The sequence below is a fragment of the Dyadobacter flavalbus genome (genome assembly GCF_006149045.1).
GTDB lineage: Bacteria > Bacteroidota > Bacteroidia > Cytophagales > Spirosomataceae > Dyadobacter > Dyadobacter flavalbus.
In genome coordinates, this window is the sequence record NZ_VBSN01000076.1 from 1 (window position 1) to 14,327 (window position 14,327).

Below are 14,327 nucleotides of genomic sequence, written 5' to 3' on the forward strand. Positions count from 1 at the left end.
AGATGGCCTATGAAGAGCAGCGTTACCATGATGCACGCCGCTGGATGATCGCCAAGGAAACACTTGGAAGGCCGTTGACCTACATCACCGTACTGGGCAAGTTCAAGCCGGGCAAGTCGATGAAGGAGCCTTACCGCTACGATCCGACCGTTTATGACTATACCTACACGCCGGTAGAGGAGAAAGCACATGAGAACCGGACCTGGATCGACAAGATGTACTTCCGTCCGTTCAGCCGTGACGAGATCAACCGAAATGCACAGCTCGTGCAAAATCCCGGTTACGATAAATAGTTATCTTTTATTGACTAATTTTACCTGAAACTATGCCTTCTTGAGGGAAGGCATAGTTTCTTTTTTCTATTCAACCCTTCGTTTTTCTGATATGAAGCGAATGCAATTTCTGAAAGCAGGAATAATTCTACTGACAAGCATTTCGATTTTTACAAGCTGCGACAAGTCTTCGCGTAAAGATGAACCAAAAGAAGCTGATGGCGGTCCGCGCCTTTTTACCCTTTTGCCGCCCGAGAAAACAAAGGTTGATTTTGCAAATACACTGACAGAAGGCCTTAATACCAACGTGTTGATGTATGAATACTTCTATAACGGCGGCGGCGTGGCTGTCGGCGATCTCAACGGCGACGGGCTGGATGATATTTACTTTACCGGAAATATGGTTTCCAACAAACTTTATCTGAACAAAGGAAAGATGATTTTTGAGGATATAACCATGGCTGCGGCTGTCGGAGGAAGGGAAAGGCCTTGGAAAACGGGCGTAACCATGGCGGATGTGAATGGTGACGGAAAGCTGGATATTTATGTGTGTTACTCCGGAAATGTTTCGCCCGAAAGCCTGAAAGATCAGCTTTTTATCAATAAGGGCAATAACGCTGCGGGCATTCCGCAGTTTGAAGAATCCGCTGAAAAATACGGTCTTGGCAACCCAAGCAACAGTACGCAGGCGGCTTTTTTTGATTTTGACAAAGACGGTGATCTGGATATGTTTCTGCTGAATCACAATCCGAAATCACTGCCGATTCTGGACGAGGCGAGTACGGCCGATCTGCTAAAAAAAGATGATCCCGTAACCGGCGTCAGGTTGTTCCGCAATGACCAGAAAGGGAAAAACGAGCCATACTTTACGGATATTACCAAGAAAGCAGGCATCCACAGTTCACCTTTGACCTACGGCCTCGGGATCGGGATTGCCGATGTAAATCAGGATGGCTGGCAGGATATGTATATTTCAAATGATTACTCCGTTCCGGATTTTCTATACATCAACAACGGCAACGGAACGTTTACCGATGTCATTGGAGCGGGTATCGGCCATACCTCGCATTCTTCCATGGGAAACGACATTGCCGATTTTAACAACGACGGGCTGCCGGATATTTTTACGCTGGACATGCTGCCGGAAGATAACCGCAGGCAGAAACTGCTTTCCGGGCTGGATAATTACGAACTTTTTGACTTCAATGTTAAAGTCGGCTTTCATCATCAGTACATGCGCAATATGCTGCAGCTGAATGAAGGTTTAGGTAAAAACACGAAAACGCCCTTGTTTTCCGAAGTCGGGCAGTTATCCGGCGTTTCAAATACGGACTGGAGCTGGGCGGCGCTTTTTGCAGATTATGACAATGACGGCTGGAAAGATCTGTATATAACCAACGGAAACCTGCGTGATTTCACCAATATGGATTTTGTCAAATTCATGGGTGATCATTTAAAAAGGATCGAAGGCCAGGTAAAAAGAGAAGACGTGCTGAACCTTGTATATCAGATGCCTTCTTCCAATATGAAAAACTATCTTTTCCGGAATAATAAAAACCTCACTTTTACGAATGTTGCCGATAAATGGGGAACGGGCGACATTTCGAGCAGCGGTGGCGCAGCTTATTCCGATCTGGACAATGACGGTGATCTGGATCTGATTGTCAATAATATCAACAAACCTGCATTCATTTATCAGAATGACGGCGATAAATTGCTCAAAAACAATTTCCTGAAAATAAAACTGAACGGAGCAGGAAACAACACACTAGGCCTCGGGGCAAAAATCACGATTTACCAAAAAGGAAAGAAGCAATATCTCGAACAAATGCCGACACGCGGTTATCAGTCCAGCGTTTCGCCAATCTTGCATTTTGGTTTGGGAAAGGAAAGCGCAATTGATTCTTTGACAATCGTCTGGCTGAGCGGCAAACAGCAAAAAATCACTGCTCCGAAAACAAATCAGCTGCTCACACTTTCTGAAAGTGAAGCAAAATCTGTGAAAAGCATAACTAATACCTCTGAGCCCGTATTTACGCCAGTTCAGTCGCCGGTTGCGTATAAAAATCCGGGTATCAGAACAAATGATTTCAAGCGCCAGCCCTTACTGATCAATCCCATTTCGTTTTCAGGGCCTTGTCTGGTTAAAGGCGACGTGAACGGTGACGGGCTGGAAGATGTATTTGCAGGCGGCGGATCGGGCGAAGCCGGAAAACTATATTTACAGCAGAAAAACGGTTCTTTTACCAATAAACCGGTACCGGCGCTGGAAGCAGACAAGCAAAGTGAAGATACCGACGCCTTGTTTCTGGATGTAAACGGCGACGGATTTCAGGATTTGTTTGTGTGCAGCGGCGGTTACGCCAGTTTTATGCCCGAAGATCCGTTGCTGCAAAGCCGTTTGTATATCAATGACGGAAAGGGAAATTTTACGAAAGACGTTGCTGCATTGCCGAAGATGCTCACCAGTACAAGCTGCGTACGTTCTGCCGATGTAAACGGCGACGGAAAACCGGATCTTTTTGTAGGAGGGCGCGTTATTCCCGGCCGTTACCCGGAGACGCCAAGAAGTTATGTATTGATCAATGACGGAAAAGGAAGGTTTTCGGATCAGACTGCATCGCTGGCTGCGGAAATGGAAAGGATCGGGCTTGTGACGGATGCAGCGTGGATGGATCTGAACGGGGATAAAAAGCAGGACTTGGTCGTAGTCGGAGAGTGGATGCCGGTTACGGTTTTTATCAATACAAACGGAAAGCTGCAAAATAAAACGACTGACTATTTCGATAAATCATATAGTGGATGGTGGAATAAAATTCTGGCCGAGGATATGAACGGCGACGGCAAAACCGATCTGGTTCTCGGGAATATGGGACTGAATACGCAATGTAAGGCGAGTGATTCCGAACCTGTTGAAATGATTTACAAGGATTTTGACGATAACGGCGCGATTGATCCGATCATGAGTTTTTATATTCAGGGGAAAAGTTATCCGTACGTTACCAGAGACGAACTGCTGGATCAGATGAGCATCATGCGTACGCGTTTTCAGGATTACAAAAGCTATGCGGATGCTACGGTAAAGGAAATATTTACACCCGAGGAACTGGAAGGTGCAAAAGAATTGAAGTCGAATTATCTGAAAACGGCCTACTTTGAAAGAAGCCCGAACGGCAAGTTTGCTGAAAAAAACCTTCCTCTGCAGGCCCAGATTTCACCGGTTTACACCATTACGCCGCTGGATTACGATCGCGATGGTAAAAAGGATTTGCTGTTATGCGGCAATGTAAGCCGGGCAAGATTAAGGTTCGGCAAATACGATGCCAATTACGGCGTTTTGCTAAAAGGGAACGGCCGCGGACAGTTCACGTATATTGATCAGAACAAATCCGGGCTGGGCCTGAAAGGCGATGTCAGAAGCGTACTTCCAGTCGGGAATAAATTGTTGTTCGGGATTAATCAGCAGGAAATAAAAGCATATAAAATTGATAAAGTTCAGTAAAGCTGCTTTTGTGATAGCGGCTGTATTGCTGCTTGGCAGTTGTAAAAAAAATGAAAAACCGGATTATGTCAGTCCGCAGGCAATCGGGCAGATTACCTCACGCATGACTGACGTAATGGTGCACGATGTTACGAATCCGCCGCTTGGCGCACGTTTCTTTGCATATGCATGCCTGGCCGGCTATGAAGTTGTGGCGCAGAATGACACGGCTTACAAAAGCATGCATGGCGTACTGAATGAATATCCGGAAATGCAGAAACCGGCAGTTGAAGCTTATTCCTATCAGCTTGCAGCGGCTTTGGCCATGATTGAAACTGCAAAAAAAATGCAGCCTTCGGGCATGCTTCACCAAAAATACCAGGATCAGCTGATCGATTCGTGCCGTCATGCGGGATTCAGCGATGAAGTAATTGCCGGATCGCAGGAATATGCAGCAGCTATAAGCAAGCAGATTCTCAAATATGCCAAAGCCGACCGCTATAATCAGATCAGTAATTTCCCGCGTTACGAGCCTGAAAAAGCGACCGGAAGCTGGTACCCGACACCACCGGGGTATTTTCCTCCGGTAGAACCTTACTTTAAAACGATACGCGCATTTACGCTGGATTCGTCATCCCAGTTCCGTCCGGCCCCGCCGGCAGCATTTTCTGAAAACAAAAATTCGGAATTTTTCAGGCTGATGAAAATGAACTATGATGATCAGAAAGAACCTGAACATCGCGTTATGGCCGCATTCTGGGACTGCAATCCGTTCGCACTTGAAAACAAAGGTCACTTGCTCGTCGGAATGAAAAAGATATCGCCCGGCGCGCACTGGATGGGAATTACGTCCATTGCATGCAGACAGGCAAAATCGGATTTTTCCAGAACAATGCTGGTGACAACTTCGGTAGCTATCGGTTTGATGGACGGGTTCATGGCCTGCTGGGACGAAAAATACCGGAGCAACCGCATCCGCCCCGAAACTGCTATCCGCAAATACATAGATCCGTCGTGGCAGCCATTTTTACAGACACCGCCCTTTCCGGAATACCTCAGCGGACATTCTGTAATTTCCTCTGCGGCAGCATTGATCCTCACGCATTATTTTGGAGATAACTTCGCATATACTGACACAGTAGAAGAACCTTATGGCCTGAAACCGCGTAAGTTCAGATCTTTTCTGGCAGCAGCGCAGGAATCGGGCATGTCGCGGTTTTATGGCGGCATTCACTTTATGGACGCTGTTACCAACGGGCAGAAGCAAGGGTTTCAGGTCGGAAACTGGGTGTTGCAGACTTTGGGAAACAAAACGGATCAATCCGCTGACGAGCTGATGGCCAGAACTGCACAGGAAGTCCCGTAATGAAGTTACTTTGATAATCCGTCTGAGTACATTTTTTCAGCCGCGCCTTCCTGTAATAATGCCATGGTATACCGGTAACCAACATCAAATAACTGGCGTGCTTTCCGGAAATCGAAAATGCTGTAACGGCTGAGTTCCGGCGGTTCGATCAGAAGATTGCATTTTTTGAAACGTTCTTTTGTTTTGCTGTGCATTGCAAGGATCATGCTTCTGTACACGATTTCAGACGTCGTTTTCAGCGGTTTGTCCAATGCAAACGGATTGCAGTGCATACCGATAATGAATTCGGCTTCATTCAGAACCGGTTCAACGGGCAGATTATTGAGCACGCCGCCATCCACCAGCGAATGTCCTTGAAAGAGCACGGGACTGAACAATCCTGGAATGGAACAGGAAGCCAGCACAGGCGTAGCCAGCACGCCTTTTCTGAAATGAACTTCTTCGCCTGAAACAATGTCCGTTGCGGTTACAATCAGCGGTATTTTCAGCGATTCAAAACTGTTTTCCGGAATGTATTTGCATAAAATTGCTTCCATGCGGCTCATCCGTAACAAGCCTTTTGCGCCAAAGCCAAATCGTAGATAAGGATAAAAACTTGTCCGGATAACAGCTTCCAGAATGTCATCCGGCGAATGGCCATAAGCCAGCATGGCCCCGACAAAGGCTCCGGAACTCGTGCCGCTGATGATATCCGGCCGGATGCCATTTTGCAAAAGTGCCTTAATAACGCCGATGTGTGCAATTCCACGTGCCCCGCCGCCCGATAAAACCAGTCCGGTTTTCATACATTCATTTAAATAAAATCACTTAATGCACCGCGCTCACGGATGACAATGCCTTTTTCGGATTGTTCCAGAACCGCTGCTTCGTAAAACGGATCATGTTCGAATAACAGTATATGATTTTCCTGAACGGCCGTTTTTAAAACCTGCTCTTTTTCCTGCATCGTCAGAAGCGGCCGCACGTCGTAGCCCATAACCCACGGCAAAGCAATGTGAAAGGAGGACGGAATCAGATCGGCAGCGTAAATGATTTTCTGATTGTTATAGCTGATCACCGGCAGCATCATTTGCTCGGTATGCCCGTCCACATGGATAAAATCAATGGATGCAAACGGCGAAATTCCTTTTTCAATAAACCTGAGATTTCCTGATTCCTGCAATGGAATGATGTTTTCCTTGAAAAAGGAAGCTTTCTCTCTCGGGTTCGGATGTACGGCCCAGTTCCAGTGCGATTCATTGGACCAGTAAACAGCATTGGGAAAAGTTGGCAGCAGCTTTGTACGGTCCGGATTATAAATGACTGCGCCTCCGGCATGGTCAAAATGCAGATGCGTTAAAATGACATCGGTAATATCCTCGGGCCGGTAACCGCATTTTGAAACGGAAGAAAACAGCGTTGCATCGCCGTGCAGGTCATAATGACTGAAAAATTTCGGATCCTGCTTGTCGCCAAGTCCTGTATCGATCAGAATGAGTTTTCCTTTGTCTTCCACGAGCAGACAGCGCATTGCCCATGTGCAGCGATTATTTTCATCGGCCGGATTGTGCCTGTTCCATAACGTTTTGGGTACGACGCCAAACATGGCGCCGCCGTCCAGTTTGAAATAGCCGGTTTCAATGATATTTAATTTCATAAGGTAAAAGTTGATTTTAATCACCTTTAAACATTGCGCACTTCGGAAAGCGAAGCGTAACATAATATATTTTCGGGATCTTTTGCCCTTTTAAAACGAACAAAAATGACCATGCATTTCCGGTTTTCTTTTCTGCCCGTCCTTTTTCTAATGTGCATGCTGTTTGGCATTAGGAATGTTGCTGCGCAGGAAAAGCCCTTGATTGAATATGTAGAAACCAGAATCGGAACGGCGCCGTCCACAACCGAAAGCGCACGCATGCACAGCGAAGCAGGCAGTGAACTGAAAGGACAAACCATTCCTGTCGCAGGCGTTCCAAACGGCATGACGCACTGGACGCCGCAAACAAGAGCTTCCGAAACAAAATGCATTGCGCCCTATTATTATAACGACACCACCTTTCAGGGATTTCGCGGTACGCACTGGCTCAACGGTTCCTGCGTGCAGGATTACGGCTCGTTTACGGTCATGCCGTTATCCGGCGAACTGATTACAGATGCGGATCAGCGGGCCTCTGCTTTCATGCATGAAAAAGAAAAAACGTCGCCGGCATATTACGGAACATGGCTGGAAAAATATCAGATCAATGCCGAAGTGACGGCAACAGCGCGCGCGGCAATGATGCGGTTCAGCTTCGAAAGCGGTGAAGAATCATTTATCGTTATTGAACCAAACAGCGATGAAGGGGAAGCTTTTATCGAAGTTTTCAAGGAAAAAGGAGAAATTGTCGGCTACAATCCGGTGCACCGGATTTATCAGGGAGCAGGCCAGCCGGCCGGTATCAGCGGCTATTTTGTACTGAAATTTGACCGCCCGATCAAGCAGTTTGGCGTCTGGCGCGGCGATACGGTTTCACCTGCGGGAAGGTCCGTGACCGGAAACGGGAACAAGGTTAAATCCGGAGCGTACCTTGGTTTTGGTTCTGGCAAGCAAGTCGTTTCGGTAAAAATCGGCACTTCCTTTACAAGCCTGGAAGGTGCAAGGCTGAATCTGGAAAAAGAAACAGGAAATCAGGATTTTGAAACGGTAAGGAAGTCTGCTGAAAAAGCATGGAACGAGGCTTTGGGAAAAGTGAAGGTAAAAGGAAGTGAAAAAGACAAAATTCTGTTTTACAGCGCCTTGTACCGCACAAAGCTGTCGCCGAGGCTTTTTTCAGATGTGGATGGGAAGTACCCTTCTTTTGCCGGCGGAACGCCTGTTCAGCATGCGGAAGGATTTGATTATTACTGCGATTTCAGCTTATGGGATACATTCCGGGCAGCTATGCCTTTAAATATTCTTCTGGAACCGAAAAAAACCGGGGATATGTTGCAGTCACTTGTCAAAAAAGCGGAGCAAGGCGGCTGGATGCCGATTTTTCCCTGCTGGAACCATTACACCGCTGCCATGATCGGCGATCATGCCATGTCGGTTATGGCAGATGCTTACATCAAGAACGTACGGAATTTTGATGTAAAAACGGCTTACGATTTTCTGAGAAAAAATGCATTTGAAGTCAATGCCGATCCGAAAAGCTATGAAGCGGGAAAGGGCAGGAGAGCACTGGAATCTTATCTCCGATACGGCTATATTCCTCTGGAAGACAGCGTATGGCAGGCTTATCATAAACGCGAACAGGTTTCCCGAACTTTGGAGTATGCTTATGATGATTTCTGCCTGTCGGTGCTGGCGTCCGGTTTGGGGTTCACAGACGATGCCGCAAAGCTGAAAAAAAGGGCTTTGAATTACAAAAACGTCATTGATCCGGGAACGGGCTATGCGCGCGGGCGCTATGCAAATGGAAAATGGATTGCTGATTTCGATCCGTTTGTGAAGCGTTCCAGCTTTATTACCGAAGGTTCGCCGGCTCAGTATACATGGTTTGTACCGCAGGACATTGCCGGGCTTCAGTCCGCCGCAGGCAGCAGAAATGCATTTACCAGCAAGCTGGACACGCTTTTTGAACAAGGTCATTACTGGCACGGAAACGAGCCGAACCATCAGATTTCGTATTTGTATGCATATGCCGGACAGCCGTGGAAAACGCAGAAACTGACAAGAAAAATCATTCGTGAGGAATATGACACCGGAAACGGCGGGCTGAGCGGAAATGAAGACGGCGGACAAATGTCGGCCTGGCTGGCGTTCAGTATGATCGGGTTTTATCCCGTTGCTCCCGGTACGCCGGAATATGTGCTCGGAAGTCCGGTTTTTGAAGAAGTAACAATCCATTCGGGTAATGGTAAAAAGTTTGTTATTGAAGCAAAAGGCGTTTCTGAGTCAGCGTATTATATTCAGTCGGCTACTTTGAACGGCAAGGTGTTTACAAAAAATTTCCTCACACATGATGAAGTTGTAAACGGCGGAAAATTGGTTTTGCAAATGGGTACGGAACCCAGCAAAACCCGGGGTACCCAACCGGCTGACGAACCTTTTTCTGTTTCAAAAACCAAACTGAAATAAAACAATGATTATTGGTTTGTAATAGAAATATGTAAATGATTAGTTGGACTTTATATTACTATTTAAAAGAATATATGGCTGTTGATCATAAATACAATACAAAGTTTGCAATACTTTGCTGTGTTGCTTAATTTTCGTTTGTATCTATTCTCTAAATCCAGTCCGATGAACCGTAGAAATTTTTTTGCCAAAGCCGTTCCTGCAAGTTTTGCAATGGGTGCGGTTGCAGCTTCCTGTGCGCCCAAATCCCAGCAATTATATCCCGACAAACACTTTCACATCAGCCGCGGTTATCACCAGATTCCCAAACTAAGGCTTTCCACCGATCGTATTGTAAAGGAAACGGTCGGTTTAAGGCCGTTTCGTGCTTCCGGTCCTAGACTGGATGTTGAAAAACTTGGCAACAAAACAATTGTTCACAATTACGGACACGGAGGCAGCGGCTGGTCGCTGTCGTGGGGAACGGGCAATATTGCAAGAAGAAATGTGCTTGCTACAAACGAAAAGAAAATTGCGGTTCTGGGCTGCGGTACGGTCGGCATTGCAACGGCGCGGCTATTGCAGGAAAGCGGCTGCGAAGTCACGATTTATACAAAAGATGTTCCGCCCAATATCACAAGTAATCTGGCAACAGGCACCTGGTCGCCGGCGTCGCGTGTATGTGATGTAAAAGTGGCCAGACCTGAATTCCGGACTGTCTGGGAAGAAGCCACCCGGTTTTCATTTCGCAGGTTCCAGTTTCTGCTGGGCATGAATGAAATTGCCTGCTGGGCGGAGGAATACGGCGTTTTCAGGGAAATGCCGGTGTACACGCCGGGTGCCGGTGGCGAAGATTTTGAGATTGAAGGATTGCTGCCGGAACGTGTAAAGCTGGATTCCAAAGAGCATCCGTTCAAAGCAAATCATGTTACGCGGCGTTCCAATCTGATGTTTAACATTCCTACTTACCTGCGGCATCAGCTGACGGATTTCATGATGTTTGGCGGGAAAGTGAAAATCCAGGAGATCAAAAAGCCGGAAGATATTGATGCGCTGCAGGAAAATGTCGTTGTCAATTGCATGGGGCTTGGCGCAAAGCCTGTTTTCAATGACGAAGAACTTACGCCGGTTTCCGGCCAGCTTTCATGCCTTATTCCGCAAAGTGAAGTTAATTACAAACTCTACACGCAAGGCGCCAATTTTATTTCTAGAAAAGACGGCATATTTATCGGAAGCAACGGCATAGTCGGAAACTGGGACACAACACCGAGTAAAGAGCAGACTGAAAAAACCGTGGGTATTTTACAAAAGCTGATGGAGGAAATGAAGGGTTAATCCGGGCGGATTCAGAAGAGAAGCATATTGATAATTGATTTTCATTCCCAGACAATCCCGGGAATGAAAATCAGCGGCAATCAGAATGAGCTTCCAAGACCAATGATGATACCGGCCTGCAGCGTAAAGAACTTGGTAGAATTATTGAAATCAACATTATTCGCATTTCCCACAGTCAGCGTATTGTCATTTCCGAAGACTATGTTATAAGCGCCTTCTGCAAATACACCAAACGTTTTTCCCAACGGGATCTGAACGCCTATTTTTGGCGCAATACCGAAATTGGACGCAGTTGCTTTCAGGTCACCGCTTTTCAGTTTCAAAAAGTAAACACCGGCTTCTGTTCCCAGATAAGGACGGATTCCTTTGTCTGTAAAATAATATTCGATCAATCCGGAAATCGGAATGATGGAACTGGACGTTTCAACTGATGCTGTACTCGGTGTAATTTCCAGGTCTTCGGTAAATACTTTTGCAGTGGCACCGACAGCTACTCTTGGGCCAAGAAAAAAGCGAAGCTGCGCTCCGCCGCCATAAAGTCCATTGGAAATATCTCCCTGATCCGAGAATCCGTATGATCCGTGTAAAGAAATGGAAGGCTGGGCAGAAGCCTGGCCGTACAATATGCTGCCGAGCAGCATGAGTGCAAACGTACAAAAGATGTTTTTCATTGATTTTAGAGATTATAGTCGATTGAAGAATTAATTTTACATCAATTGCCTTATCAATTATTGTGCCTGAGTTCAGGCCTGTTTCTTCCCAGGCGTTTAGGTTAAAGCCTGAGTCTTCTCAGGCTCCCGGCCGCTGTTTTAGGCTTTTTCCGATCCGCAGCAGTGTAGGAAAACGGATATTTTTTTTAGGATCATTTCCCCATGTTCTGTGGAGTTCTTCTGCAATCAGTTCAACGGGATTGCTATTGTTTTTTTCAATGTAATGCTGCACTGCAGACCATGTATTCATATAATTCATCAAATCGTCGGCACTCCATTTCATGATCTGCGCAAATTGCTGATCTGATTTTATTTCATCAAACGGAAACGGGATTGTTGTGTATCTTTTGTTGATATATTCCCGCTCTTTGTCCCAGTATGGCCCTAGAATATCTGTATATAATTTCTGGACAACTTTGTCTGTTGCTTCATCAATTTCCAGCAATGCATAACCGATTACTGCGATGATGCCGTCATTTTTAAGTACCGAGCGTACTTTCGCATAAAAATTGTCGAAGTTAAACCAGTGAATGGCCTGCGCAATTGTCACAAGGTCAAACTGGTTTTCGGTAAAGCTGTTTTCTTCGGCACTTGCAACAATATACTGGATATTATCTCTTTTAACCGCATTACCAAGCTGTTTCTCGCTGATATCCGTTGCAAAAACGGAAGTAAAATGTCCGGAAAGTTTTGCTGCAAGCTGACCGTTTCCGGTTCCGCAATCCCAGGCAGCATCTTTGGCTTTTACAGTAGAAAGTATAAAGTCAAAAGCTTCATCCGGATAAGTGGGACGAAACCTTGCATATGCATCGGCCTGTTTTGAAAAATTGTCTTTCATGAAATTTCTGGTTTTCTGTTCAGGAAAATATGGTACAAAAAACTCAGGCCTGCGGGAAAGGTTTATTTAGCTGTTGGCTGTTAGCTTATAGCTTTTGGAAATTACAAATGCAGATAGCAAACTATGCTGAAAGAAAGCGTTATGCAAGCCGGATAAAAGGATAACCGCAATCCTTGATGTTCCGGTCAAAAAAAGAACCTTTGGACGGCGCTTTCAGGAAAAGCTGAAATACTTCGGGGTCCACTTCCCTGTAATCATAAACGCTGCCCGACAAAAATTCGACCCGCAAAGTCCGCTTCGGATAATCGTAACCAATAGCCGCCAGACTGGAAGAATCAACAGAAACCATATCCATCATCACTACTTCTAAAAAAACATTTCACATCTTACCTACCACATCTCACCTATTACATCTCACTAAATTCATTCACGCAACATCCTCCTTTAGATGATACCTTCTCCGGATTTCATTGATGAGGAATTTTTTATGCGCTGTAAAACTTTCAGGATGCATGTCCGCAAATAACCTTTTCCATTCCGAAAAGCGTGTTTCATCTGCGTTTCTGAAGGCAGAAGCGTCTATTTTTTTCTGTTTTAAAAATTCTTCAAATTCCATTCTTCCTTTTTTAACGCAATATATCAGTTTAAACTTTCAGGCATACAGGTTTGAAATTTCATTTCTGTCTTCGTTTTTACCAAAATATGCAGGTTCTTTAAAATGAACATTCCGTTATTTGCGTTACAGAAGTTTTTAAAAAAGTATCAGGCCCGGATTCAAAGGGCATCTTTGAAAATGAAAATAGACTTACGAAGCGATACAATTACAAGACCCACACCGGAAATGCAGCAGGCCATGTGGGCCGCAGAAGTGGGCGACGATGTGCTTGGCGACGATCCCACGGTGAATGCACTGCAGGAAAAAGCAGCCAGGCTTTTTGGAATGGAAGATGCCTTGTTCTGTCCTTCCGGAACCATGACCAACCAGCTTGCGATTCGTGTGCACACGCAGCCCGGAAGCGATGTGATCTGTGACAAATATTCTCACATTTATCTTTACGAAGGCGGCGGCATCATGCTGAATGCATTATCATCCGTGAAGCTGCTGGATGGTGACAGAGGCCGCATTTCTGCTGCTCAGGTTGCCGGGGCCATAAGTCCTGCAAATGATATTCATTCGACGGTAACGCGGCTTGTATCGCTAGAAAACACCATGAACAAGGGCGGAGGCTGCTATTATGATTTTCAGGAAATAAAAGTAATTCAGGAAGTTTGTTCGCAAAACAACATTCCGCTGCATCTGGATGGTGCCCGGCTTTTTAATGCTTTGGTGGAAACCGGCGAGTCGGCGGAACAGTACGGGCAGGTTTTCGACAGCATCAGCATTTGTCTTTCCAAAGGACTAGGCTGCCCGGTCGGTTCACTGCTGCTCGGAACCCGGGAAGTAATCAGCAAAGCGCGCCGTTTCCGGAAAGTGATGGGCGGCGGCTGGCGGCAGGCCGGTTTTCTGGCTGCCGCAGGAATTTACGCACTTGACAATCATGTTGATCGGCTTAAAGAAGATCATGGCAGGGCACGCAAGATCGGGGAGATGTTCCGTGCCAGACCGGAAGTCAGAAGTATTCTTCCTGTTGATACCAATATCGTCATTATAGAACTGGACGAAGCGATTTCAGAAGCTGCATATGTAAGAAAACTGGCAGACGCAGGTATTCTGGCGGTCGCGTTCGGCAAAAGTCTGGTCCGGTTTGTCACGCATCTTGATTTCAACGACGATCATCTGGAAGAAATGCACAAAAGGGTCAAACTTCTGGAATAATTTCCTCGTATTCGTACTCAGAATTGGGCCCCTGATAAATTACTTTCATTCCGGTCAGGTCTGCAACATAAGTATGGATTCCGGCATTTCCGATTTCTCTCAGAAAAGTCGGATAATCCGTTACGCCTTCCTGATTGCGCCTGATCGCTGCCTTTACATCTTCCAGTACAAACGCTTCGGCACATTCAAATTCAGGAAAATTGCCGGGAACGATCAGCTTTTCCCCGTTCATGGCGGTGTAAGTTCTTTTATTGTTCTTGACCTTTACTTCATAATTGTCAACACCAAAGGATTTAAGGCTTTTTACAAAATAAGGATAAGATTGTCCCTGCGAACGCTGCTCCACAGACTTAATAAGATCTTCTGTCAATTCAATCAGTTCCATAGCAATGCTTTGATATTTTAGCGTAAAATACCCAATTAGGGCTTTATTTCAAGAAATTTTGATATTA

At 45.8% G+C, this 14,327-nt stretch carries 12 protein-coding genes; 6 read left to right on the plus strand and 6 right to left on the minus strand.

All coding sequences use genetic code 11. The features are described from left to right. The 3 genes from FEM33_RS25270 to FEM33_RS25280 form a co-directional block, all read left to right on the plus strand. A partial coding sequence (locus tag FEM33_RS25270) for a RagB/SusD family nutrient uptake outer membrane protein (protein ID WP_139014760.1) occupies positions 1 to 293 on the plus strand: 293 nt, incomplete at its 5' end. 100 nt (positions 294 to 393) lie between these two features. Continuing rightward, the gene (locus tag FEM33_RS25275; protein ID WP_374756452.1) at positions 394 to 3,774 is read left to right on the plus strand and encodes a VCBS repeat-containing protein; all 3,381 of its coding nucleotides are present in this window, start codon (positions 394 to 396) and stop codon (positions 3,772 to 3,774) included. Then, entirely contained in the window at positions 3,758 to 5,119 is a 1,362-nt protein-coding gene (locus FEM33_RS25280) for a vanadium-dependent haloperoxidase (RefSeq protein WP_229214412.1), read from the plus strand. Before FEM33_RS25275 ends, FEM33_RS25280 begins: the two co-directional genes overlap by 17 nt. 5 nt (positions 5,120 to 5,124) lie before the next feature. Here the strand turns inward: FEM33_RS25280 and FEM33_RS25285 are convergent, their stop codons facing one another. Both FEM33_RS25285 and FEM33_RS25290 read right to left on the minus strand, forming a co-directional pair. Next, entirely contained in the window at positions 5,125 to 5,904 is a 780-nt protein-coding gene (locus FEM33_RS25285) for a patatin-like phospholipase family protein (protein ID WP_139014762.1), read from the minus strand. Between the two features lie 8 nt (positions 5,905 to 5,912). Continuing rightward, positions 5,913 to 6,755 (minus strand): MBL fold metallo-hydrolase, encoded by an 843-nt coding sequence (locus FEM33_RS25290; RefSeq protein ID WP_139014763.1) that lies wholly within the window; start codon positions 6,753 to 6,755, stop codon positions 5,913 to 5,915. Between the two features lie 105 nt (positions 6,756 to 6,860). On the opposite strand from FEM33_RS25290, the gene FEM33_RS25295 reads away from it, so the two are divergent. After that, entirely contained in the window at positions 6,861 to 9,197 is a 2,337-nt protein-coding gene (locus FEM33_RS25295) for a GH92 family glycosyl hydrolase (RefSeq protein WP_229214413.1), read from the plus strand. Positions 9,198 to 9,362: 165 nt separating this feature from the next. Beyond that, a complete protein-coding gene (locus FEM33_RS25300) occupies positions 9,363 to 10,511 on the plus strand; it encodes an FAD-dependent oxidoreductase (protein WP_139014764.1) in 1,149 nt (382 codons plus the stop codon). Positions 10,512 to 10,591: 80 nt separating this feature from the next. On the opposite strand, the gene FEM33_RS25305 is transcribed toward FEM33_RS25300, so the two are convergent. From FEM33_RS25305 to FEM33_RS25315, 3 genes are all read right to left on the minus strand, one after another. Further along, entirely contained in the window at positions 10,592 to 11,182 is a 591-nt protein-coding gene (locus tag FEM33_RS25305; RefSeq protein WP_139014765.1) for an outer membrane beta-barrel protein, read from the minus strand. Between the two features lie 118 nt (positions 11,183 to 11,300). Continuing rightward, positions 11,301 to 12,059, minus strand: a complete 759-nt coding sequence (locus FEM33_RS25310; RefSeq protein WP_139014766.1) for a class I SAM-dependent methyltransferase — start codon at positions 12,057 to 12,059, stop codon at positions 11,301 to 11,303. 139 nt (positions 12,060 to 12,198) lie between these two features. Beyond that, positions 12,199 to 12,417 carry a KTSC domain-containing protein gene (locus tag FEM33_RS25315; protein ID WP_139014767.1) on the minus strand — a complete coding sequence of 73 codons (219 nt, stop codon included), beginning with the start codon at positions 12,415 to 12,417 and terminating at the stop codon, positions 12,199 to 12,201. Between the two features lie 435 nt (positions 12,418 to 12,852). On the opposite strand from FEM33_RS25315, the gene FEM33_RS25325 reads away from it, so the two are divergent. Continuing rightward, entirely contained in the window at positions 12,853 to 13,875 is a 1,023-nt protein-coding gene (locus FEM33_RS25325) for a threonine aldolase family protein (protein WP_139014769.1), read from the plus strand. Here the strand turns inward: FEM33_RS25325 and FEM33_RS25330 are convergent. Then, entirely contained in the window at positions 13,859 to 14,260 is a 402-nt protein-coding gene (locus FEM33_RS25330) for a DUF1398 family protein (protein ID WP_139014770.1), read from the minus strand. The two genes, FEM33_RS25325 and FEM33_RS25330, sit on opposite strands and share 17 nt — an antisense overlap. Between the last annotated feature and the right edge of the window lie 67 nt (positions 14,261 to 14,327).